The following is a 24,501-nucleotide window of genomic DNA, read 5'->3' on the forward strand; positions in this document are numbered from 1 at the left end:
TGGTCATATTGAGACTTGCTGTCAATTCTCAACACCGACAGCAAAGAGTTCAACGCCGACGCCCTTAAGTGTAGCTGTCCATTGGCGGGCAGGTGCAAGTCAGGTTGCGGTCCCCCCAAACGTTGTCGACGCGGTTGACCGGAGGCCAGTATTTGTCGACGCGGAAAGCACCCGGAGGGAAGCAACCGGTTTCGCGCGAATACGGGCGATCCCAATCTTTCACCAAGTCTTCCATCGTGTGCGGCGCATTCTTCAACGCGTTGTTCTCCGCATCCATTTCGCCGTTTTCAATCGCGGCAATCTCGGCGCGAATTGCGAGCATGGCGTCGCAGAAGCGGTCCAACTCGGCCTTGGTTTCAGATTCCGTCGGCTCGATCATCAAGGTACCAGCCACCGGCCAGCTCATGGTCGGTGCGTGGAAGCCGCAATCGACCAATCGTTTGGCGATGTCGTCCACGGTTACATTGGCGCTATCGGCAAATGGACGGGTGTCGATGATGCATTCGTGTGCAACACGACCCGTTGGCCCGCGGTATAGCACCTCGAACGCCCCTTCCAGCCGCTTGGCAATGTAGTTGGCATTCAAAATCGCGACGCGCGTGGCTTGCGTCAGCCCCTCGCCCCCCATCATCAAACAGTAGGCCCATGAAATCGGCAGCAAGGACGGCGACCCGAAGGCTGCGGCAGAGACCGCACCCTCTTCACCGCTGGTCGGATCGGATGGCAGATGCTTGATCAGGTGATCCTTCACACCAATCGGACCCATACCCGGCCCACCGCCACCATGTGGAATGCAGAAGGTCTTGTGCAGGTTCAAGTGGCTGACATCCCCCCCCAAATCACCGGGGCGCGACAAGCCTACCATGGCGTTCATGTTGGCGCCGTCAATATAGACCTGCCCACCGTGATCATGGGTGATCTGGCAGATGTCGATCACAGTTTCCTCGAACACCCCGTGGGTAGATGGGTAGGTGATCATGCAGCCCGCTAGATTGTCGGAGTGCTTTTCAACCTTTTCGCGGAAGTCATCGAGATCGATATCGCCATTCTCGGCTGTTTTGACAGCGACGACTTTCCAGCCCGCCATTTGTGCAGAGGCAGGGTTCGTGCCGTGCGCCGACATTGGGATCAAGCAAATGTTGCGATGCCCCTGCCCGTTCGCGCGGTGGTAGCTGGCGATTGTCAAAAGCCCCGCCAATTCGCCCTGCGCGCCAGAGTTTGGTTGCATGGAAATCGCATCATAGCCCGTGATGTCACACAGTTTTTCGGACAAATCACCGATCATCTCGTGATACCCAGCGGCTTGATCCGCAGGCACATACGGGTGCAACAACGAGAACTCATCCCACGTCACCGGCATCATTTCCGCAGCGGAGTTCAGCTTCATGGTGCATGACCCCAGCGGGATCATAGCGCGATCCAATGCAAGGTCGCGATCCGCCAAACGCCGCATGTAGCGCATCATTTCTGTCTCGGCGCGGTTCATGTGGAAGACTGGGTGGGTCAGGTATTCCGTGGTGCGTAGCAACGCCTCTGGGACGCGGTATTCAGCATCCAGCCCCGTGTCGCGATCATTGATACCAAAGGCGCGCCAAACCGCACGGATGGTGGCTGGACGTGTGCGCTCATCTAGTGTGATGCCGATACGGGTCTCACCAACGCGGCGCAGGTTGATGCCCTCATCGACTGCCGATTTCATAACCGCTTCTTGCAACGAGCCCACCTCCACGGTGATCGTGTCAAAGAAGGCTTCAGGCTCAATTTTGAAGCCTTTTTCCTCTAGACCACGCGCCAAGCGCGCCGTTTTGCGGTGGATGCGTTGCGCGATTGCCTTCAGTCCTTCGGGGCCGTGGAAAACCGCATAGAATCCGGCCATCACCGCCAACAACGCCTGAGCAGTACAAACATTCGACGTCGCCTTCTCGCGGCGAATATGTTGCTCACGCGTTTGCAGCGACAAACGGTAGGCGCGGTTGCCATGGCTGTCGATTGACACGCCAATGATCCGGCCAGGCATTGCACGCACGAGCTTTTGTGTGGTCGCCATATAGGCCGCATGCGGGCCACCAAATCCAACTGGCACACCAAAGCGTTGCGTGCTGCCAACAGCAATATCTGCCCCCATCGCCCCCGGCTCTTTCAGCAAGGTCAGGGACAGCGGATCCGCCGCAATGACACCGATGCCCGCATTCTCGTGCAGGGCGGCAATCTCACTGGTAAAGTCGCGCAAATGACCGTGCGTGCCCGGGTACTGGAATATCGCGCCGTAGACTGCGCTGGCGTCCAGATCGTCAGGATTGCCGACGATGATTTCAATGTCCAATGGGGCCGCGCGGGTTTTCATAACCGCGATATTTTGCGGGTGGCAGTTCTCATCGATGAAGAAAGTTTTGGACTTCGACTTGGCGACACGTTGCGCCATGGTCATCGCCTCGGCGCAGGCCGTTGCCTCATCCAGCAAGGACGCGTTTGCCATCTCCAGACCGGTCAAATCCGTGATCATGGTTTGGAAATTTAGCAGAGCTTCCAAGCGCCCCTGAGAAATCTCAGGCTGATACGGGGTATAGGCCGTGTACCAAGCTGGGTTTTCCAAGATGTTGCGCTGGATTGCTGGAGGCGTCACCGTGCCGTGGTACCCTTGCCCGATCAACGAGGTCAGCACCTTGTTCTTTGATGCAACGACCTTCATGTGGTGCAGCAACTCGCGCTCGGACTTTGGCTTACCAAACTCCAACGGCGCGTCTTGGCGGATCTCGGCAGGGAGCGTGTCATCAATCAACACGTCGAGGTCTTTCGCCCCCACAACCTGCAACATCTGCTCCATCTCGGTCGGAGAAGGACCGATATGGCGGCGGTTTGCGAAGTCATAGGGCAGGTAATCGGTGGGGGTGAAAGTCATGTCAGCGCTCCGCTTATTCGATCATTGCTTTGTAGGCAGCTTCGTCCATGTAGTCGTCCATCTGAGACGCATCTGATGGCTTGATCTTGAAGAACCAGCCGTCACCAATTGCGTCGTCGTTGACCATGCTTGGAGTATCTGCCAATGCCTCGTTCACTTCGACGATTTCGCCGTCGATGGGGGCCAAAATATCGGACGCTGCTTTGACGGATTCAATCACCACAACCTCGTCATCCTTGCTGACGGTGCCGCCTGCTTCGGGCAGCTCCACAAATACGATGTCGCCCAGCTGGGTTGTTGCGTGCTCTGTGATTCCGACAACAACGACATCGCCCTCGACGCGCAGCCATTCGTGCTCTTCTGTATATTTCATAATATGTCTCCCTAGATTTAGCGTTTAAAGTTGGCCGGTGTGAACGGCATCTTGGTTACGGTCAGCGGCAAGCGTTTGCCGCGCAACTCACCATAAATTTTGGTATCGGGTTTCGCCAGATCAACCGACACATAACCCATCGCGACCGGCCCTTCGACCGTGGGGCCGAAACCGCCGGAAGTGATAACCCCGATTTGCTCCCCACCCTCGGTGGCGGCAAACAATGGCACACCTTCGCGCATTGGCGCGCGGCCTTCTGGTCGCAGTCCTACGCGTTTGCGCAGGGCTCCGGCTTCCAGTTCCGCAAAGATCACGTCCGCACCAGGGAAGCCCCCTGCTCGTTCGCCACCTGCGCGGCGGACCTTCTGAATGGCCCAAAGCAACGCCGCTTGAACGGGCGTGGTGTCCGTGTCGATGTCGTGGCCGTACAAACAAAGGCCGCCCTCCAAGCGCAGCGAGTCCCGCGCACCTAGGCCGATAGGTTCCACATCATCATGCGCAAGCAACGCCTTGGCCAAGCCTTCGGCCTCAGCATTGGGCACTGAAATTTCATAGCCATCCTCGCCCGTGTAACCTGACCGAGACACCCAGCATTCAGCGCCATTCAAGGACAAAGTCGCCACATCCATAAAGTTCATTTCACCGGCCGCGGGGTTGAGCGAACTTAGCACTGCCTCCGACGCGGGGCCTTGTAAGGCCAGCAGGGCACGGTCAGCAATTGGGGTAACTTGCACATCCGGCTCAAGGTGGGCCTTCATATGCGCGATGTCAGCATCTTTGCAGGCCGCATTCACAACCACAAAGATATGATCCCCACGGTTGGCCAGCATCAGGTCATCCATGATACCGCCAGCGTCATTGGTGAAGAACCCGTAGCGTTGGCGGTTCTCGGGAAGCCCTGCGATATCGACTGGGATCAACGTCTCGAGCGCAAGTGCTGGCTCCGCACCTGTCACCTTCACCTGCCCCATGTGGCTGACATCAAACAGGCCCGCCTTCGTGCGTGTGTGGATATGCTCCTTCATCACGCCAAGCCCGTATTGCACTGGCATGGAGTACCCTGCAAAGGGCACCATCTTCGCGCCAAGGCTTACATGCAAATCGTGAAGCGGGGTTTGCAACAGGTCAGACATCAATACGGCCCTTCTCAAGCGAGCCGTCATACCTGTTGGGTAATTTCCGGCATCAGTTCACGCACGGTTACCCGCACGAATGATGCCCACTCTGTCCTTTTGCCTGAGATCGCTATCCCTTCGGCGGGTGATTTAACACCTCTCTCCAGATCGTTATCAGCTTGGTCGGTCCATGTGGCCTGAGAGTTTCCGGGGCGGTTGCTCCTTCGGCACCAGCGAGGCTGGTTCTCCCGACTAAACTGCACCTAACCAGCGCTTACTTGCGCTGATCAAGCACGGCCAAGTGACAGAGCGACAGGCCATCTGTCAAGTGATTAGAGCTGCAAAGTTTTCACAAGTCCGTCTGCACATGACTCTGCCGCAGCGTCCGCAAGCATCTGCGCCTTCAAGCCATCGTTGCCGTCAGGTTGCGGGGTTGAGCCTGCCTTTAGAGCCGCTACAAAATGCGCCAGCTCATTGGCATAGGCGGCTTCATACCGCTCTAGGAAAAAATTCAACGGTGGGGCGCGACGGAAGCCATCTTCAGTGGCCACTTCAACAGAAGATTCGAGGATATTATCAGCCCTTATCATACCCTTAGACCCATGAACCTCGATCCTCTGATCATATCCATAAGACGCGCGGCGTGAGTTGCTGATCTGACATATCTTGCCACTAGCCGTACGCAAAGTCACCGCAGCGGTGTCAAAATCACCGGCCTCGCCAATCGCCGGATCGACCAAGCAAGAGCCTGTCGCGTGCAAAGAAACGGGCTCCTCTCCCAGCAAAAATCGAGCCATATCCAGATCGTGAATCATCATATCGCGGAAAATTCCGCCCGATGATTTTATGTATTCAATCGGTGGCGCAGACGGATCGCGAGACAAAATTGTGACCAACTCCACGTCGCCGACCTCGCCCGCTGCAATGCGAGACTGCATCCCCGCGAAGTTCGGGTCGAATCGACGATTGAATGCCACCATGAAAGCGACGCCAGCTGTCTCCACGGCTTTCAAGCAGTCGCGAATGCGGTCGGCGCTCAGGTCGACCGGTTTCTCGCAAAAGATCGCCTTGCCCGCTGCGGCGGCTTGATGGATCAAGTCGTAGTGGGTGGTCGTCGGCGTGCCGATAATCACCGCGTCAATGGAGGCATCCGCGATAATCGCTTCCGATGTCATCGCCACACCGCCCGTCTTTAATGCCAAAGCATCAGCAGCCGCCGGTAAAAAGTCGCTCACGGCCGCAACGCGTGCATCAAGGGACGCCATAATCGCGCGGGCGTGGACCTGTCCAATGCGCCCGCTGCCAAGGATACCAATATTTAACATGAGTTAGCCCTTCATCGTTGCCAGCACCGTGCGTGCGGCCTGTTCAATTGGGTCGTGCACATCCTTGAGGATGGACACGCGATCAAAACGCGCCGCGTCTTTGGATATCGCTGTCCGCAACGCGTCGCCGAACACCATGCGCAACTCTGTCCCGATGTTGAATTTGCATATGTTGGTCGATTGCGCCAACTTCTTGCGTTGCGCCACTGGCACGCCAGAGCCGCCATGGATAACCAACGGGACGTCAGTCACCGCCTGAATGGCAGCAATCCGCGCCTCATCCAAACCGCCCTCTTTGTCTTGTTGCAGGTGGACGTTTCCAACAGAGATCGCCATGGCGTCGACGTCCGTCTCACGCGCGAAAATCGCCGCTTCCTCGGGGTCGGTACCTGCGGAACTCTCACCGTCTGCATAGCCTACAAAGCCGATCTCTCCCTCGCAGGAGATCCCTGCAGCATGCGCCAAATCTGCGATCTTTCGGGTCTGCGCGATGTTGTCACGCAGTGGGCTGCGCGAGCCGTCGAACATCAAGGATGTGAAACCGCTGTCTAACGCTTCCGAGCATTCGTCATAAGTGTAGCCGTGATCCAAATGCGCGACCACAGGTACACTTGCAGCCTCCGCAAGATGGCGGAACATCTTCCCCAGAACAGGCAGGGGCGTATGTTCGCGACAGCTTGGACCTGCTTGCAAAATCACAGCGCAATTCTCGGCCTCAGCCGCCGCCACATAGGCCCGCATATCTTCCCATCCAAGCGTCACCAATCCGGCCACAGCGTAACCACCCGCCTTGGCGGGAAGCAATACGTCGGACAATGTCGCTAAGCTCATTTGAACTTCGCGATCATATCTTTAATGCCGGGGATCGTCTCAATTTGGTGCGCATGGCTAGGCTGGAAATACTGCACAAGGCTGCGTTGCGACAAGCCGCCCAGAATAGTGAAGTAGTACATCTGATACCCTGGCAGAACCGCGCAAGGGTGATAGCCGCTATCCAGACAAATCGTCGAGCCATCAACAAGGTGATACGCGTCCCCCGCCTTACCGTCTTCGCGCTGAAGCATTTGAACGCCGGAGCCATGGTTCGGCTTGAAACGGAAGTTGTAAGTCTCGTCGTGGCGGGTCTCGATTGGCAGACGGTCAGTGTCATGCTTGTGCGATGGGAAGCCGGACCAGCCGCCTTCGCCCACGGTGAACAGCTCCGACACCAACAAGCGCCCAACCTTGTCGTGGTATTTGGTGCCAAGGATGTGTTTGATCTTACGGTGAGTTTTCGTATCGTCGGAACCGTATTGCACAAGGTCCAACTCGTCCGAGCGCACGGCAAATGCATCCAGCGTTTTCTCGTACAAAGCGCCCGCTACGAAAATTTCGGCTTCGTCGCTGGTACAAACAAACTCGGCTTTGGCTGCCGTTGGAACGTACACCCCTTCAGGCTCACCGCCCCAAACATCTTCGACGCGACCGCCCAGATCATCAGCTTTGAAACCCTCGACATTCACATCAATGGATCCCGTTGCAGGCACGATGCAGGTTTCATAGCGCGGAATGGTGTATTCAAACGCCTCGCCCTTCTTGAGTTTGACGATGTTGAAGTAGTTCAGCGGAACGGTTTCGTCATCCACGTCGACAATGGGTGCGTTCTGGTTGTCAAAGGGGGGGATGTGCATCTCATGTTCCTCTTAAGCGGTGGTCGGGCCGGGGTGTTCGGCCAAGAATTTTTCAAGTGTAGCTGTGTCGGGCATCGCAGGCGCGCAACCCGGTTTCGATACGGTCACAGACGCGCAGGCGGAGCCACGCAGGATCGCGGCTTCCAGTGGCATTTTTTGTGCGAGCCCAGTCATAAGGCCCGCCATGAAGCTGTCGCCTGCGCCTGTTGGTTTCAACGCATCGACGGGATAAATACCAGTGCGGATTTCTTGATCGCCCGCAAACGTGATCGCGCCCTTAGGCCCCATTTTGTACACCACGATAGTCGCAGTGCTGCGGGCCAATTCACGCGCTTTATCCAAGCCTTTCTCAATCCCGCCAGCCATGAAGCCAAACTCTTCGTCATTGCCAACGATCATGTCGGATAGCACGGCGGCGCGGCTCAGAACATCTGCCGCGACATCAGCGGAAGGCCATGAATACGGGCGGTAATCCACGTCAAAGATGATCGGCAGGCCCGCCTGCTTCGCCAAGGCAAACGAACGGAAGGCGGCGGTGCGCGAAGGCTCTGCAGCGAAAACTGTGCCCGCTGTGATCAAGGCACCGTATTGGCTGTAATTAACAGCCTCGACATCCGCGTTGTCCATCTGGAAGTCTGCGGCCCCATTGCGGTAAATCACCGATTGATGGTCCTCGATCCGGCTCTCGTAGACGGCCAAGGAGTTGCGATACTCGCCACCAACAGGTGTCACATGCATGGCGTCGACACCGTAATGGTTCAGCTGATTGACCGCATACCGCCCAATGCTGTCGTCCGATACCCGCGTGACCAAAGCCGACTTACCGCCAAGCTTGCAAATACCAGCTGCGGTATTGGCTGCACTGCCGCCCAAGCTGGAGTGAAACACAGACGCGTCCTCGGTTTTGGTGCCCGCTGGATCGGGAAAAAAGTCCATCCCAGCCCGCCCTACGATGACGAAGTTGTTTTGCTCGATGCTACTTAGAAGATTGCTCATGAGGATTGCTCAAACCCCCTTGCGCTGTTTGCTACGCGCGCTTTCAACTTCGGCGTGGGCGGCATTGATCTTGGCCTTGCCGGACACATGCGGCGTACCGACCTCCCACCACGTATGGCCTTCTTTGGTCCAGCCTTCATAAGGGTCCACCTTCATCGATATGACGTAGGTTTGATCTGCGGCTTTGGCGCGAGCAAAGGCCTCGCCTAATTCCGAAGGGGAGCTGACCGTTTCGGCGAGCGCGCCCATCGCGCGAGCGTGCGCTTCGAAGTCGATACCAACTTGATGCGTTGCAGTAGGTGTATCAGCAATCAGGTTATTGAAGCTTTCGCCACCCATGTTGTTTTGCAGCTTATTGATCACCGCAAAGCCGCCGTTATCCAGCACCAATATGATCATCTTCTTCTGCGTAAGAACCGACGAATAGATATCCGAGTTCATCAGCATATACGACCCGTCACCGGTAAATACGATGGTATCTTGTTCTGGCTCTTTCTCGGATTGCGCGATCCGCGCACCCCATCCGCCTGCAATCTCATACCCCATGCAAGAGAAACCAAACTCGACGTCCACGGTGCCAATATCAAGCGTGCGCCAGTTCGCCGTGACCTCCGCAGGAAGTCCGCCCGCCGCCGCTACAACGCGGTCGCGCGGGTCGCACATTGCATTCACAATGCCAATGGCTTGCGCATAAGACGACGGACCATTGCCGAGGCGGGTGTTATCCTCGACGTAAGACACCCATTTTGCGCGTTCTGATTGCGCCTCTTTGGTCCAAACATCGGGTGACGTGTATTCACCCAACGCGCCTTGCAAGGCGCTCAGCCCTAGCTTCGCATCCCCAACGATTGTCGCGGACATATGTTTGGCTGCGTCATGACGTGCAGCGTTCAAGCCAATGATCTTGGCGTCCTGCGAGAAGGCCGTCCAGCTTCCGGTGGTGAAGTCTTGCAAGCGGCTGCCCACCGACAAAATCACATCGGCTTTCTCGGCGATGGCGTTGGCGGAATTTGAGCCAGTAACTCCAAGTGGCCCGATGTTAAGCGGATGGGTATCAAGCAAGTTGGCTCGGCCTGCGATGGTCTCCACCACGGGGATTCCCGTTGCTTCGGCAAAGGCAGTCAGCTCAGCCACGGCACCGGAGTATTGCACCCCGCCGCCTGCAATAATCATTGGACGCTTGGCCCCCGCCAACACCGCAGCAGCTTCCGTGATCTCTTCGACGTCGGCACTTTGGCGCCTGATGCGGTGCGTACGCTCCTCAAAAAAGCTCAACGGGTAATCATATGTCCAGCCCTGCACATCTTGCGGCAAGCCTAGGAATGCGGGACCGCAATCCGCGGGGTCAAGCATGGTGTTGATTGCCGCAGGCAAGGATTGGATAATCTGTGCGGGATGCGTGATGCGGTCCCAAAAGCGGGTCACCGCCTTGAAGGCGTCATTCACACCGAAAGTCGGGTCGCCGAAGTGTTCCAACTGTTGCAGCACCGGATCAGGCAACCGCGTAATGAAGGTGTCTCCACACAACATGAGCATCGGCAAGCGGTTCGCATGTGCCAAAGCCGAGGCCGTCAACAGGTTCGCAGTGCCTGGCCCGGCAGAAGCCGAGCAGAACATAAACCGGCGACGCAGTTGCGCCTTGGCATAAGCCGCCGCCGCAAAGCCCATGCCTTGCTCGTTCTGACCTCGATAGAGCGGAAGCTCATCTTGGTAATCATAGAACGCCTCACCTAGGCAGGTCACATTGCCATGGCCAAAGATGCCGAAACCACCGCCACACAGGCGCGCCTTCTCACCGTCAATCTCAATGAATTGCGCAGAAAGGTAGCGCACAATTGCCTGTGCTGTCGTCAATGTAATGGTGTCGCTATTTGATGCCACGCCACATCCCCCAAGATCGTCGAAATTACCATGTAGCGAGATTGCATATTGACCCGCTGCCCAAATCCAAGATAACCATTTTGCAACCGGTTGCAATTGCTTTCTTGAAAGGACCTCACAATGAACCAAATCGGCATCGGCATTATTGGCGGGGGCTATATGGGAAAGGCACATGCGGTCGCATTTTCCTGTGTTTCCGCATTATTTGGAACCGAACTGAAACCGAGATTGGAAGTGGTTTGCGCCTCAACACCTGAGTCGGCGGAGCGTTACCGCAGCGCTTACGGATTCTCCCGCGGCACCGATGACTGGCGTGCCCTCGTGAACGATCCCGAAGTGCAAGCAATCGTGATTGCGTCACCACAAGAGACTCACCGCGAAATCGCCATCACAGCCCTTGAGTTGGGCAAGCATGTCATGTGCGAGAAACCCCTCGGTGGGTCGCTCGATGACAGTCGCGCAATGCTAGCGGCCGCAGAAAAATCTGAAGCGGTTCATATGGTTGGCTTCAACTACATCGGGACGCCTGCCTCCCAGTACGCATACGAGTTGATCCAAAGCGGGCGACTTGGCGACATCACCTATTTTCGCGGCGAACACACCGAAGATTTCTACGCCGACCCCGACGCCCCCGCCACTTGGCGCACGACCGGAATGGCCAATGGGACCATGGGCGATCTTGCCCCTCACATGATCAACGGTGCGCGGCGCTTGATGGGTCCCATCAGATCCCTGAGCGCCGTGGTTGAGACGGTCCATTCACAACGCGGCGGAGTGCCCGTCACCAATGACGACCAAGCGCAGTTGATGGTAAAATTCGAGACCGGCGTAAGTGGCCATATCCACGTCAGTCGGATCGCGACGGGTCGCAAGATGGGCTACGCCTACGAGGTGCACGGCACGAAAGGTACTATCCGTTTTGACGGTGAAGACCAAAACGCGCTTCATTTGTATCTACGCGAAGGCCCCGAGGCTGAGCAAGGATTTCGCAAGATTCTAACCGGCCCTGCTCACCCCGATTACCTGCCGTTTTGTCAGGGACCGGGCCACGGCACCGGTTACCAAGATCAAATCACCATTGAGGCCAGTCATTTCCTCAATGCGATTGCATCGAAAACACCCCAATGGCCGACCTTTGCGGAAGGCATGGAAGTAAACCGTGTGGTTGCAGCAGCAATTGATTCCAGCGCCAAAGGCGCTTGGGTCAATGTGGCGGACTACTAAAGATAAAGGCGAACAAAATGATCAAAATTGGCAATGCTCCGTGTAGCTGGGGCGTCGAATGGGCGGATGATCCGCGCAACCCCAACTGGCGCAAAGTCCTGCAAGAAAACGCAGACGCGGGCTACACGGGGATCGAACTGGGCCCCGTTGGCTTCATGCCCGAAGACCCGACCATGTTGGGCGAGGCGTTGGAAGAACACGGGCAAGAGCTCATCGGCGGCGTTGTCTTCCGTCCGTTCCACGACACGGCCCAATGGGATGATGTCATGGACGGCTCCGTGCGCACCTGCAAGGCGCTCAGCGCGCATGGCGCTAAACACCTCGTGCTGATCGATTCCATCGCGGAGCGTCGCGCCCCAACCGCCGGTCGCGCCTCCGAGGCCGAGCAGATGGACAAAGCCGAGTGGACCGCATTTCGCGACCGCATCGCCACCATCGCGAAAATGGGCACCGAGGAATACGGCCTGACAGTCGGCATTCACGCGCATGCAGGCGGCTTTATGGACTTCGAGCCAGAGCTGGAGCGCCTGCTCAGCGAAGTCGACGAAAGCATCCTCAAGATTTGCTTTGACACCGGCCACCATTCCTACGCGGGCTTTGATCCTGTGGCCTTCATGGACCGCTACATTGAGCGCATCAGTTACATGCACTTCAAAGACATCGATCCTGTTGTGAAGGCAGACGTGGTGAAGAACCGCACCAACTTCTACGAGGCATGCGGCCAAGGCATCTTCTGCAACTTGGGCGACGGCGACGTGGACTTCCCTGCCGTGCGTGCAAAACTAGAGGCCGCAGGCTTCGATGGCTGGTGCACGGTTGAACAAGATTGCGACCCAGAGGGCGACACCTCCCCTATCGCGGACGCGAAATTGAACCGCATCTACCTGCAATCTATCGGCTTCACAGGAGCATAACTATGGCACGACTTAACTGGGGCATGATTGGCGGCGGCAAAGGCAGCCAAATCGGTCCGGCACACCGCTTGGGCTCCGGCCTTGATGGCGACTTCACTTTTGCCGCAGGCGCGTTGGATCACGACGCCGAAGCGGGCCGCGCCTATGCGCAAGAACTGGGCATTGCCGCTGATCGCGCTTACGGCGACTGGCGCGAAATGTTGGCCGGTGAAATGGCCCGCCAAGACCGCGTTGATCTGGTCACCGTGGCGACGCCAAACTCCACACACTTCGAGATCACCAAGGAATTCTTGGAGGGCGGCTTTCACGTCCTTTGCGAAAAGCCGATGACTATGACCGTTGAGGAAGGCGAAGAAATCGTCAAAATCAGCCGCAAAACCGGCAAGCTTTGTGCGGTGAACTATGGCTACACTGGCTATTCATTGGTGCGTCACATGCGTGCGATGATTGCTCGTGGTGATTTGGGCAAGGTCCGTGTGGTCGTCTCCGAGTTCTCGCACGGACACCACGCCGATGCGGCGCAGGCCGACAACCCGCGCATTCGCTGGCGCTATGATCCGGCACAAATGGGGGCCTCCGCGCAGTTTGCAGATTGCGGTATCCACGCCATGCATATGGCCAGCTTTGTCACCAGCCAAGAGGTGGACACTCTGTCCGCCGACTTCGCCTCCACCATTTCCAGCCGCGAGTTGGAGGATGATGCAATGGTCAACTTCCGCATGAGCGGTGGGGCTGTTGGGCGTCTGTGGACGTCTGCGGTTGCTGTGGGTCGCATGCACGGGCTGACCATTCAGGTGTTTGGCGAAAAAGGCGGCTTACGTTGGGCGCAAGAGCAACCAAACCAGCTGTATTTCACCCCCACCAATGGCCGCGTCCAGGTGATCGAGCGTGGCGAGGCGGACCTGTCTCCAGAAGCCGACCGTGCCACCCGCGTCACCATCGGTCACGCTGAAGGGATGCCTCTAGCGTTTGCCAACATTTACTCCGATCTGGCCGCTGTGATCCGTGCCGAGAAGGCCGGTGTTGCGGTCGACAAAGCTGCGGATTTATACCCGCGTGCAGAGGACGGCTTACGTTCTATGGCGGCGGTCTATGCTTGCGTGAAATCCGCCAAAGACGGCGGCAAATGGGTGGACGCTGTGCCGCCACTTCTGAAGTAATTACTTCAAAGGACGAAGCGTGCCGCGTTCAACAACGTGGCACGCAAACAAACGGGCCTCGGGAAAGCGATCATCATCCTTGAGCATGGCCGAAACCAACTCCACCGAGGACGCGATGATCTGCTTGATAGGGTTGTGGATGGTGGTCAGGTTGATGTTTTCCCACCCAGCCATCTCCATATCGTTCAAGCCCAGAATGCCGATGTCATCAGGAGCAGAAAGACCTGCCGCTTGAATCGCCGAGAGCACCCCGATCGACAAGACATCATCCCCGCAAAAGTAAGCCTCGGCTGTGCCGCCCTCAGCCAAGACGCGCTGCATCTCCGTGCGCCCCGCTTCGAAGGAATAGGCGTCAGCGAAACTAGTGGTCATCGTCACGTCGGGATGCAGGTTCACCTCTTCTGTGAACCCTCGGTGACGGTCTTGTGTCGACGTCGCAGACTCAGGCCCACCCAAAAATGCCACGCGATTATATCCACGTGCGATCAAGGTTTGCGCGGCCATCCGGCCCGCCTCAATGTTGTTGATCCCCAGCACATTCACCTTAGGGCTGGCCACATGCCGGCCAAAGGAATGCACTACTGGCACTCCCGCCTCGCGGAACCCTTCGGCAAAGCTTTCGGGTAATGTGGACGAGGCGACGATCACCGCATCCACCGAATAGGCGCGCAACATCCGCACCGAATTTTCTGGGTCCACTTCATCGGTCAAATTTACCAACAACGGACGCAAGCCACGTTCTTGCAGACCCTTCGTGAACAAGTCGAATACTTCTAGAAAAATCGGGTTGTGAAAGTTGTTCGACACGAGGCCGATTAACTTGGTGCGACCTGTGGTCAAGGATGAGGCCAAGGCGTTCGGGCTATAACCCAATTCATCCGCAGCTTTCTCTACCTTGCGGCGGGTCTGCTTGGAGACGGAGGCCCCTTCGGTATAGGTGCGCGACACAGCAGAGCGGGAAACTCCTGCGCGTTCCGCTACGTCCTTCAGTGTCACCGCCACAATCAACGCCCCCAGCTACGTGTCTTCATCTTCCTGCAAGACAGCCTCCCAGTCGGCTGTCGCAAATTTCCACGCAGCTATAGAGCCCATTCCGAGGAAAATAACCCCCCAGAATACTTCGCCAGTAGATAGTTCGAATAAACCCCATAAAACCGCAACAGTGACGGCGCTTACGCGCCGCCACACTGGGAGGAAAAATGGAATAGCAAGGTTGAACATATTCGACCCTACGCCACGCCCTCAAATTCAGCACCTGTTTTGGCACCTGTGATGTAGGCCACCACATCCTGGCCGTCAGTGTCTTCCTTGCGCAGGTTCGCGCAAATACGACCACGCCGGAACACAATGATACGGTCCACCAGATCAAACACCTGACGCATATTGTGGCTAACAAGGATCAGACTTTCGCCCTGATCCTTCAGCGTGCGAATGATGTTTTCCACCTGTTCGGTTTCTTGCACGCCCAAGGCCGCCGTTGGCTCGTCCATGATGGTGAGCTTTGACGCAAAGGTTGCAGTACGCGCGATGGCAACACATTGGCGTTGACCACCGGACATGTTGGCGATGCTGTTTTTGATGTTAGGAATTTTCACCCCTGTGCGCACCAAACCGGCCATCGTGTCATCCCGCATCGATTTGTAGTCCAGCAAACGGAACGGACCGAGCCAATTGAACTTGGTGCGCTCACGCCCCAAGAACAAGTTGTCAGGGACATTCAGATGATCCGCCAAAGCAAGCGTTTGAAACACCGTCTCGATGCCCGCTTCCCGCGCATCCAATGGCCCTGCGAAGTTGACCTCCTCGCCGTCAAAGATGACGTCGCCACGGGTGCGTTGCTCCACACCCGTGATCTGGCGCACGAAGGTAGATTTGCCTGCACCGTTATCGCCCATAATGGCGACATGCTCGCCGCGCTTCAGGACAAAATCAGCATCTTCCAGCGCGTGTACACCGCCGTAGTGCTTGGTGAGACCCTTGGTTTCGAGAATAGTATCAGTCATTGCGAAACCCTCCCTTATGCCCGCGCCGCGGCGCGTTTTTGTTGCCATTGATCAAGTGCAACCGCACCGACAATAATCGCGCCCAGCACCATCTCTTGATAGAAGGCACCCAGTCGCAGGAAGGTAAACCCCGAGGTGATAACCCCGATAATCAGCGCCCCGATCACGGTGCCAACGATGGACCCGCGTCCACCAAAGAGCGACACGCCACCGATAACAGCCATGGCAATCGCTTCCAGCTCGTAGGACAAGCCCATGCCGGATTGCGCGGTGAGGTTCTTGGAGGTCAGGATAACCGCTGCAAGGCCTGCCAACATGCCAGCAATCACATAGACCAGCAACAAGTGGCGTGGCACATTAATGCCAGACATCCGCGCCGCCGCCTCATTGGAGCCGATAGCGTAAGTGTGCTTGCCGTAGACGGTGTAGTTCATGATCAGGTGGAACAGCACCGCTAGACCCAAGAAGATGATCACAGGGTTCATGCCAGAGCCGATCACTGCGTAAGCTTCCGTCGGGAAGGAGACCGGGTTGCCCAGCGACCACCACTGCGCCACACCGCGCGCAAACAGCATCATACCGAGCGTCGCAATGAAGGGTGGAATGCGGGCATAGGCCACAAGTGTACCATTGATCAGCCCCGCGATCATCCCGACACCTAACCCGACCACAATCGGGATAACCACTGGCAGATCTAGAAAGCTTGGGCCGAAAATCGCTTTAGGGTTCGCGCCGCCATTGACCATGGCAACTTGCGCGAAACTCATGGCGATCATGGCCGTTGCACCCACCACTGAGCCGGACGACAGATCGATCCCAGCCGTGATGATCACTTGCGTCACACCAAGGGCGATAATGCCGATGATGGCCACCTGAATAATGATGATGCGCAGACGCGCTTCATTGAAGATGCTGTCGAAGCGGTCTCTGGTGTCAAATAGCAGGCTTTGCTGCATAAAAATGGCACCAAGAATTTCAAAGATAATGATGATCAGGATTAACGCAGCAAGGACGTTTAGCTCGTTCGGCCATTGCCGTTTGGATTTATCGAAAGTGAGGCCACCTGTGCCTTCGCTAGTATCGGACATGTTCTGCGCTTTCCCTGATACGATAGTAGAAGTGAACTGGGGCGCATACATTGCGCGCCCCAGCAGGTCTCAAACGAAACTGCTTACTGCAGGAAATCGCCGATGTTTTCTGGAGTTACCAGTTTGAACGGGATGAAGACTGTTTTGTCGACTTCTTCGCCGTTGATCAGCGCAATCGCTGTGTCGATGGAGCCAGCACCCTGACCCGCGAGGTCTTGGAATACGGTTACGTCCATCTCACCCGCTTGCATGGATAGCAGCGCGTCGGAAGTCGCGTCAACGCCACCTACAACCACGTCATCCATGGAAATGCCCGCGGCTTTCAAAGCTTGGATTGCACCCAGTGCCATTTCGTCGTTGTTGCCGAAGACCGCGTCAAATGGCTCACCGGAGGAAATCCAGTTGGTCATCAGATCGTTCGCTTCATCGCGAGACCAGTTAGCAGTTTGCTTGTCGATCAACGTGATGAAGTTACACATGTCCATGCCGATCACGTCTTCGAAGTCTTTCGAGCGTTGAACAGCAGCTTGGTTGGACAGTTGACCCATCAGCATGTAGGCAGTGGCCCCGCCAGATTTACCCTGTGCACGAAGGTCTTGGCACATGCGGAATGCAGCCAATGTGCCGGACTCGATCTCATTGGAAGCCACGAAAGCCTGACCATCTGGCAGCGTGTCCATGTTAACCGGCTGGCGGTTCACGTAAACCAATGGAACTTTCGCCGCAGCAGCAGCGTTCGACATGGCTTCAGTTGCGTTTGTATCAACCGCGTTCACGATGATCGCATCAACACCGGACGCGATAAAGTTGTTGATTTGGTCAAGCTGCTTGGCCACGTCATCTGTCGCGTCTTCGACCTGCAGGCTAACACCATCCAAGGTTTTCTCATGCGCGGCCATGCCGTTGCGCATCACTGTCAGGCCGTTGTCGTCAAAGCGGGCAACCGACACACCGATTTGCTGTGCCATTGCGGATGTGCCCATCAAGACCGTCAGGCCTGCTGTAAGTAGTAGCTTCTTCATCTGTTCCTCCCAAGAACCGCGCCCGGCGCGCGAAATTGTTGATGCCGGGAACCCATTTACGGGCGATTAATCCATCTAGAACCCGTCATGCCGCATGCGCCATGACTGAGTTTTCGATGAAGCGAATAGACCGCGAAAGCGCTGCCTTCGGGTCGTCTAGAGCATGGACGTCTGGCGAGAATGCCTCGAACGAAAATGGGCCTGAGTAGCCCCCACGCATAAGTTCTGAAATTTGTTTGACATTACCAAGCCGGTCACCGGCCTCAACCAAGGCGCGGTCCTCATCACCCATGGACGTAAATGCCATCTTTGCGTTCATCACGCCGGATATATGCACCAACTTAGTATGTTTCGGAAAAACTTCGCCCTCTCCCGACAAGGCATGATGAAAGGTGTCATGGATAAGCCCAAACTGCCCGCCGATGTCCAACTCATTGATTAAGTTCACAACTTCAGCCTTGAAGCGCAAGCTACTACTGGCAAAACCGATAGGTTCGATCAAACCGATTAATCCGCGCATCTCGAGCTCTGGTGCGAGGCCCGTCAGCGCCGCCCGCAAATCGGTTTCTGCGACCGGCGACCCGCCAACTTTGGGGATCAGGGCGATAGCTGGCGCTCCAGCCTCCACTGCCAGATCCATCAATGCGGTCGCAGCATTTAAGGTATCTCTTGAAAAATCGTTGAAGGCTTTCACCTCGGCCAATGCCAAAATCGGAATGTTCTGATTTGCGACCACGGCAGGTGTGGCTCCATCGAACATCGGATGAGCCAGATCATTGCGCAATTCGACGCCGACCAAACCCAACTCATCGGCAAGCGAGACGAGTTGTTCCATCGTAAGTGATGGTGTGGTCATATGGTTAAGTGCGAATTTCAACATACATCAGCCGCCCCTCCACAAGCGGGCCATTTAGTTAGACTAACGTGTAGAAACATTTTTGCAACCGGTTGCATTAATGAGCTGCAAACTTTCGTCAAAAGGGAGTTTTACGCATACTTTACAACGCATTAATTATTGCTTCCGATACCAAGTTTAAGGCATTTTTCAATCGCCGCTCGTTACGTACCACCATGAACCCCGGTGAATCACGCGACTCACTTTGCGACCCAATGAGTACTACAGACTAACTCAGTTGTGCTGCTCAAGCCCACCGAAGCATTCAGGCCCTACTCAGGCGCGTTGCTCTAGCTTGCCTCGAAACCGTTTCCAGGGTCGGCCGGCGAATTCCGCCCGTGTTTCGCCCCATCACGTTCATCCACGCTCGAACATAGGCGGCATCGGAAACGTCTATTGCACGTTCTAAGTTGGAAAATTCCCCCACTCCATCCGTCAGTATTCGCTCGAGCGTATTGGTCCATGCTTCCACGTCATTTCCATCCTGCGCAATGACGCTGCCACTGATTTGGTCGCGCAATCCGTCAACCCGCGCGACAAGGGCAGGTCTGCCCGCAGCGCGGGCCTCCGATGCAACAAGACCATATGCTTCCCAACGCGACGGTATCGCCACGATATCGACCTCACGGTAAGGAGCCGTTGGGTCTTGTTGGTGCCCGCGAAACTCGATGCGTTTGTCCCCCGCCGCCAGAGCTTCAAGATGGCCACGCTCGCGCCCCTCCCCAAAGATCAGCAACCGCGCATCCTTGTGTGAGCATGCACGGAACGCGTCGATTAGTACATCAAATCCCTTTTGCGGCACCAACCGTCCAATCGCGCCAATAACGCGGATACGGGAATTTGCGGGCGACACATTGGAAAATGCCTCAAGACCGACGCGAGGGTTGATCACAGTCAACCGCTCAACGGCTGTTAACGCACGCTCGGACAACCAATCGGCCTGATCTCGACTGACAGCGACCACGTGGTCAAACAATGAATACGCCACACGCAACATCGCGAAGAACCGCTTCTTGTGAGGGACATTCAACACGGTAAACGCCCGCGTGTAGCTATGCTCGATGTGAACAATTCGCGCCGTCGGTTTCATCGCACGAAGTGTCACAAGTGCTGGCAACCCGCGCCAACTCAATGTCAGATGGGAAACGATAATATCCGCCTCAATCGTTCCATGGGACAACGCATGGCGGTTCACCTTACGCACGCTTTGGCGCAGGTGACTATCTAAGCCAGAGGACTCAACAAGGTAATCCAGCATCCGCATAACGCCGCCAGCAGTATTGTCGTCTACGAGATGTACAACTTGGGGGAAATTCATTCTCAAATTCCTTTATATTGACGGGAGGCAAGGCGGGTCATGACACGGCTGACCCCTTGCACGGGAAAAGGGCCTGCCACGTGCAACACAAACGCGGCAGCAAGTGTGACGAGGGTTTTGACCGGCTCTTCACAAAGCGGCCGATGCGAAGAACTCAATGCACGTGCGGACAGCTCCCACGCGAGTGACCCGTCCAAATTGCTAACTGCACGACGGGCAAGGTAGCGAAGCTGGTATGCACGCGCCGCATCCTCATGTGTTGCGAAAAAATCAGGGGCCAATGGGCGTAACTTGGTGATCATCCGCTCCCATGCGCTCAATTGACGATCCAAGTCCGACGACAGCCCCGCATGATTGATACGGTAACCGGTCAGCAACCCGGGTATGCCTTCGATCTGCCAGTCAGTGCTGAGGGCGAAACGCATCCAGCACTCAATGTCCTCGGACTGCCGGAACGTCTCATCAAACACCCACGGTCGCTTGGTTTCAAAGTTCGGCCGGTACTCTAGATCGCGCAATGCCACGCGACGGATAACAGGTGCGGAGCCGTTACCGATTGGATTGCGCTTAAGAATACATGCCGCCGAGATGTCCTTGAGGCGTGGAGATTGACGCATGCCCGTAGGTTGTCCTTCATCGTCAATCAACCGTGAACCGGAAAAGCTAATTCCCACATCCGGCGATCTGTCTAGATGGTCGATATGCGATGATAGCTTCACAGGGGCCCAAATATCATCTGCATCGCAAAACCCAATGTAGTCGCCCCGCGACGCCGCAATTCCAGAATTTCGCGCCCCAGCCAATCCACGGTTGGCTTGTCGGACCAGCCGCACCCGCGGATCATGCAGATACCCTGCAACGACCTGCGCCGTGTCATCGGTGGAACCGTCATCGACTACGATAATTTCAAAGTCGCGCGCATCTTGCGCCAGTAGTGATGTCAGTGTTTCAGGCAAAGTTTTCGCGGCATTATAGGCAGGTACGACGATAGATGCTTTGATCATAAGAACGGTCCTTGAAATTACATTCTAGCGGGCGAACAAGTGACGACGGATCGGATGCGGGAGGACAATTGCCAAGGCGGCCGCCACCGCAGTGATCACCCCCCGCCGCACAGGAAACAAAAACCCTATGGGGCTGCGCCCCATGCCCGCCCACACGAACCCCCATGCGTCCGTTGGCGGGCTATCGAGCCGCAATGCGCGCCGCGCCAGATAACGCAAGTAAATCGCTTCGGCTCTTGGAGTAGGTTCGGCGCCGAACCGCGCTGCTGTTTCCACCGCCCGTGCACGTCCCGCTTGCATCGCGGTCAGGTCAGCGGACAATCCGGTTGGGCTGGTTCGGTACCAGACCTGTAGTTCGTCCACTCCGACGACACGCGCGCCGGTCCCAACGAGACGGATCAAAAACTCAAGATCCTCGTTATGGACCACCGTTTCATCCAAGCCCCCACACTGCATATAACCGCTACGTCGAACCGACAGGTTGGACATGGTGCAAACAGGATTTTCTGCCAATAAGGTTGGGATATTCAGAACCCCTGCCCCCACAGTTGATTGTGTCTTACAGTCCAAAGGTGTTTCAGAGAAAAAGCCGATCCGGCCAAATGCCCCATCAATCTGGCTGTCTTCAAAGCGCTTATCTAGCGCCGCGAGCTTGCCCGTTGCCCAAAGGTCATCAGCGTCGCAAAACGCCAGAACATCGCCACGCGCTAAACTTGCTGCGCGATTGCGGGCAGCGCTTGGTCCATGTCCGGGATTTTGTTGCAAACAAATTCGAGCATCTGTGACGGCAAAACCCTCAAGGATTTGCTCCGATGAATCGTTCGACCGATCATTGACGAAGATAGCTTCCCAATTTTGAAAACTCTGCGCCAGTAGGCTCTCCACCGTTTGCCCAATCGTGTTTTCGGCATTGTGGTAGGGAATAATTATTGAAAATCGGATCATGTCAGGCCCTCATTAGACTGCGGTCAGAAAAGCTTGGAAGGATGATGAAAGCGGCACCCAACATTGTGATGACTGAGACGGCCAAATACCCGATGGCAATTGCCGTCATCCCGAAAGGCGCACACACCACAACGTTCCCCACAAGTCCCGCTGCCAGAACCACGCTTACGACGAGTTCCTGCTGTGGCCGCCCCTCTGCCCGCAACCAGCCAGCGGTTGCCGACCACACGACATTTGGCAATGCAGCAAGGCACAAGATGGACACTACCAATGAGACGTCGGACCATTGTTGCCCAAGCAAGAGCGGCACATATACCGGCGCCATGACTGCCTGAAGAACAACCAACGGTGCCAGCACCAGAAGTGACACAGACACCCCATGCCTAAGTGCGCCCAAGCGATTGTTTGCAGCGCAAAGGTAGGGAAACAGCACGACAGAGAACGCTTGCGTGAAAGAGGTCGCCAACCCCAGACCAGCATTGAAGGCCATGAAATAGATGCCAAGGCTCTCCGCCCCCAACATAAGCCCCACAACCAGCTTGTCCGCCTGTAGCCGCAAAACTTTGACCACCTCGACCCCAAGCACAGCCCAGCCATATGCCCAAAATGGTTGTAACGGGACAAAGCCAGCAGCGTCTGTTCGCGACCATGGACGCAAGCGCCGCATCAGGATCAACCAGATCGGCGCAGACAACAATCGCGGCAACACCAGCGTTAGTGGCGAGGGCCAAAACACAGCTAAAATCACGGTCATCAGGTTCGCGCCGACAACCTGTCCGCCTGCAATGGCCGCTGTTTGGCGCAGCTTGCCTTCCCGCATGGCCAAAGCCGCCTGCACTAAGCCTGCGGGCATGAAGAGGTACTCCAACGCCAACACGGCCAGCAGTGCCGCCAACATTTGATTGCCCGTCCCCCACAAGGTCGCGGCTATTAGTAATTGCAGCCCACATAACCCCAAGCACCAGCCCCAGAAGATGCGGCGTGCGGTGTTGCACCGGCTCTCTAACTCCGCTTCAGGGGCGGAAATGATCCGTTGTCCTACACCGTTCTCGGTAAACGCCTTCAGGATATCGCCGGCAGCCAGTGCAGCGGCCGCGACGCCAATCGCCTCTGCATCCATCATGCGGGCCACGGCCACGACGACCAACAAACGTGACACCTTTGCCGCGGCCTCTGACGCCGCATAGGCGATGAGGTGGCTTGTGAAATTCGTCTTGGATACTGAATGTGGCATTGAAACTCTGTGATCAAGATGGGCTGTTGGCATTGGTTGTAATGCCGCCATATCCACCTGTCTCGCGCCCAACCGGACAGCCATGCCACACCAAAGGAGGGGGTCCTATCCATAAGGGCTGCCACCTCATCCCGATGGCAGACTTATGCGCAAATTCAACGCGGGCTATCCCTTTTGTAAGCGTAAAGGAGGAGTTCACTCAATGTCCCGTATTATCAAGTTAACCCTGTTGGCCGCCGCAAGTGCTGCCACACTTTCCGCCTGCAGCAGTATGCGAAAGCCCGCCAATCTAGAGCCAATAGCCCAAGGTGACGGCTATCAGGCACAGTACCGTGAACCTGCGCGGGCCAGCAAAACCGTAAACTTCCTCCAATCCGCCGAGATGAACCAAAACACCTGCCTCCCCGAAGTTGGCAGCGCCAAAGGTGAGGTTTGGGCAAAATGGTCCACACCAGCGCTGATCCCACTTCTAGGTGAGAAACTGTCTCGCAATGACCTTGTGCAGGTCACGATTGAGGGGGATGAAGTCCTAAGTGGTACGTTTGTCATTTCTCGCGACGGCGATTTGAAGCTACCCTATTTGGCACCTGTCCGCGCACAAGGGCGCTCCACTCAACAAATAGAAACCGACCTCAGCGCCGCGTTGATTTCTGCGCAGTATTACGACGCGGCACCAAGGCTCACTGTACGCATTAGCGACTTCGCCTCCGTCACTGTCGGCGTCAAAGGCGCCGTCTTCGAGCCCCACGCCGTGCAAGTCGGCGGCATGCGCGGCGACGAGATGGACCGCGGACGGCAAGGCGCGATGGGGGCTTCTACAGAGGCTCGAAACCTTTCCGCCGCATTGCGTGCAGCGGGCGGCATTCGCCCCGACGCTGATCTGTCCGCGGTCGAGTTACATCGCCAAGGCCAAGTGTACCGTATGGATTTACGCGGTGTTTTTGACGGAACCGATCCCACGGATATCATGATGCTGACCGGCGACGAGATCATTGTAAAAAGCCGCCAGTGTTTTCAAGATGATCTGATGCGCCCCAGCCCGATTAGCCCGCCTGGTGTATCTTTGTTTTTGTCCAACCTGACGCAACCCGCAACTGGTAACGCCATCTCGGCCATTGGTCGCGATGTACGTGAGGTGCCGTATGGTACGCGGTACATGCAGGCCGTGGTCGATACAAACTGTGTGGGTGGTGTCAAAACAACCAATGCAAATCGCAGTGCGATCTTGTTTTCTCGCAATCCGATCACAGGGGTTTCGTTGGTGATCGAGCGCAATATCGAAAAGCTACTGCGACGCGGAGATCGGGATGACTACGACCCTTATGTCCTGCCCGGCGACTCTATTGCTTGCTATGACAGCAAGGTCATAAGCGTTGCAGAAATTGGACGCGTGATGGGATTGGTCGGAACCGGACTATTGGTCAGCCGCTAACCG

General features: G+C 56.4%; 21 protein-coding genes and 1 riboswitch. Of the genes, 4 read left to right on the top strand and 17 right to left on the bottom strand.

The annotated features are described in order from the left end of the window. Window positions 1-64: 64 nt before the first annotated feature. From gcvP to iolD, 8 genes are all read right to left on the bottom strand, one after another. Entirely contained in the window at window positions 65-2,899 is a 2,835-nt protein-coding gene (gcvP, locus tag ABJN86_RS05710) for an aminomethyl-transferring glycine dehydrogenase (RefSeq protein ID WP_348365408.1), read from the bottom strand. A 13-nt stretch (window positions 2,900-2,912) separates the two neighbouring features. Further along, window positions 2,913-3,272, bottom strand: a complete 360-nt coding sequence (gcvH, locus tag ABJN86_RS05715; protein WP_348365410.1) for a glycine cleavage system protein GcvH — start codon at window positions 3,270-3,272, stop codon at window positions 2,913-2,915. 17 nt (window positions 3,273-3,289) lie between these two features. Then, window positions 3,290-4,405: a glycine cleavage system aminomethyltransferase GcvT gene (gene gcvT, locus ABJN86_RS05720; RefSeq protein WP_348365412.1), complete on the bottom strand. Its 1,116-nt coding sequence runs from the start codon at window positions 4,403-4,405 to the stop codon at window positions 3,290-3,292. A gap of 156 nt (window positions 4,406-4,561) precedes the next feature. Continuing rightward, a riboswitch (glycine riboswitch) is annotated at window positions 4,562-4,648 on the bottom strand. Between the two features lie 71 nt (window positions 4,649-4,719). Continuing rightward, window positions 4,720-5,712: an inositol 2-dehydrogenase gene (iolG, locus tag ABJN86_RS05725; protein ID WP_348365413.1), complete on the bottom strand. Its 993-nt coding sequence runs from the start codon at window positions 5,710-5,712 to the stop codon at window positions 4,720-4,722. Between the two features lie 3 nt (window positions 5,713-5,715). Next, window positions 5,716-6,543 carry a class II fructose-bisphosphate aldolase gene (locus ABJN86_RS05730; protein WP_348365415.1) on the bottom strand — a complete coding sequence of 276 codons (828 nt, stop codon included), beginning with the start codon at window positions 6,541-6,543 and terminating at the stop codon, window positions 5,716-5,718. Continuing rightward, the gene (locus tag ABJN86_RS05735) at window positions 6,540-7,382 is read right to left on the bottom strand and encodes a 5-deoxy-glucuronate isomerase (RefSeq protein WP_348365417.1); all 843 of its coding nucleotides are present in this window, start codon (window positions 7,380-7,382) and stop codon (window positions 6,540-6,542) included. The genes ABJN86_RS05730 and ABJN86_RS05735 overlap by 4 nt, the downstream gene beginning before the upstream one ends. Before the next feature lie 12 nt (window positions 7,383-7,394). Continuing rightward, window positions 7,395-8,378 (bottom strand): 5-dehydro-2-deoxygluconokinase, encoded by a 984-nt coding sequence (iolC, locus tag ABJN86_RS05740; RefSeq protein WP_348365418.1) that lies wholly within the window; start codon window positions 8,376-8,378, stop codon window positions 7,395-7,397. A gap of 9 nt (window positions 8,379-8,387) precedes the next feature. Further along, window positions 8,388-10,259 carry a 3D-(3,5/4)-trihydroxycyclohexane-1,2-dione acylhydrolase (decyclizing) gene (gene iolD / locus ABJN86_RS05745; RefSeq protein WP_348365419.1) on the bottom strand — a complete coding sequence of 624 codons (1,872 nt, stop codon included), beginning with the start codon at window positions 10,257-10,259 and terminating at the stop codon, window positions 8,388-8,390. Between the two features lie 120 nt (window positions 10,260-10,379). On the opposite strand from iolD, the gene ABJN86_RS05750 reads away from it, so the two are divergent. Genes ABJN86_RS05750 through ABJN86_RS05760 form a run of 3 tightly spaced genes read left to right on the top strand, consistent with a single transcriptional unit; the run spans window position 10,380 to window position 13,557 of the window. Then, the gene (locus tag ABJN86_RS05750) at window positions 10,380-11,483 is read left to right on the top strand and encodes a Gfo/Idh/MocA family oxidoreductase (RefSeq protein ID WP_348365421.1); all 1,104 of its coding nucleotides are present in this window, start codon (window positions 10,380-10,382) and stop codon (window positions 11,481-11,483) included. A gap of 17 nt (window positions 11,484-11,500) precedes the next feature. Continuing rightward, window positions 11,501-12,397: a TIM barrel protein gene (locus tag ABJN86_RS05755; RefSeq protein ID WP_348365422.1), complete on the top strand. Its 897-nt coding sequence runs from the start codon at window positions 11,501-11,503 to the stop codon at window positions 12,395-12,397. A gap of 2 nt (window positions 12,398-12,399) precedes the next feature. Beyond that, window positions 12,400-13,557, top strand: coding sequence for a Gfo/Idh/MocA family oxidoreductase (locus tag ABJN86_RS05760; protein WP_348365423.1), 1,158 nt, complete (start codon window positions 12,400-12,402; stop codon window positions 13,555-13,557). On the opposite strand, the gene ABJN86_RS05765 is transcribed toward ABJN86_RS05760, so the two are convergent. The 9 genes from ABJN86_RS05765 to ABJN86_RS05805 all read right to left on the bottom strand — a co-directional run bounded on the left by ABJN86_RS05765 (window position 13,558) and on the right by ABJN86_RS05805 (window position 23,066). After that, entirely contained in the window at window positions 13,558-14,559 is a 1,002-nt protein-coding gene (locus tag ABJN86_RS05765; protein WP_348365425.1) for a LacI family DNA-binding transcriptional regulator, read from the bottom strand. A 227-nt stretch (window positions 14,560-14,786) separates the two neighbouring features. Then, the gene (locus ABJN86_RS05770; protein ID WP_348365426.1) at window positions 14,787-15,560 is read right to left on the bottom strand and encodes an ATP-binding cassette domain-containing protein; all 774 of its coding nucleotides are present in this window, start codon (window positions 15,558-15,560) and stop codon (window positions 14,787-14,789) included. Between the two features lie 14 nt (window positions 15,561-15,574). Further along, window positions 15,575-16,648, bottom strand: a complete 1,074-nt coding sequence (locus ABJN86_RS05775) for an ABC transporter permease (protein WP_348365428.1) — start codon at window positions 16,646-16,648, stop codon at window positions 15,575-15,577. An 83-nt stretch (window positions 16,649-16,731) separates the two neighbouring features. After that, a complete protein-coding gene (locus ABJN86_RS05780) occupies window positions 16,732-17,670 on the bottom strand; it encodes a substrate-binding domain-containing protein (RefSeq protein ID WP_348365429.1) in 939 nt (312 codons plus the stop codon). Window positions 17,671-17,755: 85 nt separating this feature from the next. Continuing rightward, window positions 17,756-18,550 carry a TIM barrel protein gene (locus ABJN86_RS05785; RefSeq protein ID WP_348365431.1) on the bottom strand — a complete coding sequence of 265 codons (795 nt, stop codon included), beginning with the start codon at window positions 18,548-18,550 and terminating at the stop codon, window positions 17,756-17,758. A gap of 280 nt (window positions 18,551-18,830) precedes the next feature. Then, a complete protein-coding gene (locus ABJN86_RS05790) occupies window positions 18,831-19,883 on the bottom strand; it encodes a glycosyltransferase family 4 protein (protein ID WP_348365433.1) in 1,053 nt (350 codons plus the stop codon). Between the two features lie 2 nt (window positions 19,884-19,885). Further along, window positions 19,886-20,887, bottom strand: coding sequence for a glycosyltransferase family A protein (locus ABJN86_RS05795; protein WP_348365435.1), 1,002 nt, complete (start codon window positions 20,885-20,887; stop codon window positions 19,886-19,888). Between the two features lie 24 nt (window positions 20,888-20,911). After that, complete coding sequence (locus ABJN86_RS05800; protein ID WP_348365437.1) at window positions 20,912-21,832, bottom strand: glycosyltransferase family 2 protein; 921 nt, start codon at window positions 21,830-21,832, stop codon at window positions 20,912-20,914. A gap of 1 nt (window position 21,833) precedes the next feature. Continuing rightward, window positions 21,834-23,066, bottom strand: a complete 1,233-nt coding sequence (locus tag ABJN86_RS05805; protein ID WP_348365439.1) for an oligosaccharide flippase family protein — start codon at window positions 23,064-23,066, stop codon at window positions 21,834-21,836. 202 nt (window positions 23,067-23,268) lie between these two features. Between ABJN86_RS05805 and ABJN86_RS05810 the strand changes: the two genes are divergently transcribed. Then, window positions 23,269-24,498 (top strand): polysaccharide biosynthesis/export family protein, encoded by a 1,230-nt coding sequence (locus ABJN86_RS05810; protein ID WP_348365441.1) that lies wholly within the window; start codon window positions 23,269-23,271, stop codon window positions 24,496-24,498. Window positions 24,499-24,501 lie beyond the last annotated feature (3 nt).

Source organism: Litoreibacter sp. (assembly GCF_039974535.1).
In the GTDB taxonomy this organism is placed as follows: domain Bacteria; phylum Pseudomonadota; class Alphaproteobacteria; order Rhodobacterales; family Rhodobacteraceae; genus Litoreibacter.

What these genes read in the sequence shown, in the direction of transcription:
- gcvP (WP_348365408.1), bottom strand. Translation starts at nt 2,899, where the DNA reads ATGACTTTCACCCCCACCGATTACCTGCCCTATGACTTCGCAAACCGC.
- gcvH (WP_348365410.1), bottom strand. Translation starts at nt 3,272, where the DNA reads ATGAAATATACAGAAGAGCACGAATGGCTGCGCGTCGAGGGCGATGTC.
- gcvT (WP_348365412.1), bottom strand. Translation starts at nt 4,405, where the DNA reads ATGTCTGACCTGTTGCAAACCCCGCTTCACGATTTGCATGTAAGCCTT.
- iolG (WP_348365413.1), bottom strand. Translation starts at nt 5,712, where the DNA reads ATGTTAAATATTGGTATCCTTGGCAGCGGGCGCATTGGACAGGTCCAC.
- ABJN86_RS05730 (WP_348365415.1), bottom strand. Translation starts at nt 6,543, where the DNA reads ATGAGCTTAGCGACATTGTCCGACGTATTGCTTCCCGCCAAGGCGGGT.
- ABJN86_RS05735 (WP_348365417.1), bottom strand. Translation starts at nt 7,382, where the DNA reads ATGCACATCCCCCCCTTTGACAACCAGAACGCACCCATTGTCGACGTG.
- iolC (WP_348365418.1), bottom strand. Translation starts at nt 8,378, where the DNA reads ATGAGCAATCTTCTAAGTAGCATCGAGCAAAACAACTTCGTCATCGTA.
- ABJN86_RS05750 (WP_348365421.1), top strand. Translation starts at nt 10,380, where the DNA reads ATGAACCAAATCGGCATCGGCATTATTGGCGGGGGCTATATGGGAAAG.
- ABJN86_RS05755 (WP_348365422.1), top strand. Translation starts at nt 11,501, where the DNA reads ATGATCAAAATTGGCAATGCTCCGTGTAGCTGGGGCGTCGAATGGGCG.
- ABJN86_RS05760 (WP_348365423.1), top strand. Translation starts at nt 12,400, where the DNA reads ATGGCACGACTTAACTGGGGCATGATTGGCGGCGGCAAAGGCAGCCAA.
- ABJN86_RS05770 (WP_348365426.1), bottom strand. Translation starts at nt 15,560, where the DNA reads ATGACTGATACTATTCTCGAAACCAAGGGTCTCACCAAGCACTACGGC.
- ABJN86_RS05775 (WP_348365428.1), bottom strand. Translation starts at nt 16,648, where the DNA reads ATGTCCGATACTAGCGAAGGCACAGGTGGCCTCACTTTCGATAAATCC.
- ABJN86_RS05780 (WP_348365429.1), bottom strand. Translation starts at nt 17,670, where the DNA reads ATGAAGAAGCTACTACTTACAGCAGGCCTGACGGTCTTGATGGGCACA.
- ABJN86_RS05785 (WP_348365431.1), bottom strand. Translation starts at nt 18,550, where the DNA reads ATGTTGAAATTCGCACTTAACCATATGACCACACCATCACTTACGATG.
- ABJN86_RS05790 (WP_348365433.1), bottom strand. Translation starts at nt 19,883, where the DNA reads ATGAATTTCCCCCAAGTTGTACATCTCGTAGACGACAATACTGCTGGC.
- ABJN86_RS05795 (WP_348365435.1), bottom strand. Translation starts at nt 20,887, where the DNA reads ATGATCAAAGCATCTATCGTCGTACCTGCCTATAATGCCGCGAAAACT.
- ABJN86_RS05800 (WP_348365437.1), bottom strand. Translation starts at nt 21,832, where the DNA reads ATGATCCGATTTTCAATAATTATTCCCTACCACAATGCCGAAAACACG.
- ABJN86_RS05805 (WP_348365439.1), bottom strand. Translation starts at nt 23,066, where the DNA reads ATGCCACATTCAGTATCCAAGACGAATTTCACAAGCCACCTCATCGCC.
- ABJN86_RS05810 (WP_348365441.1), top strand. Translation starts at nt 23,269, where the DNA reads ATGTCCCGTATTATCAAGTTAACCCTGTTGGCCGCCGCAAGTGCTGCC.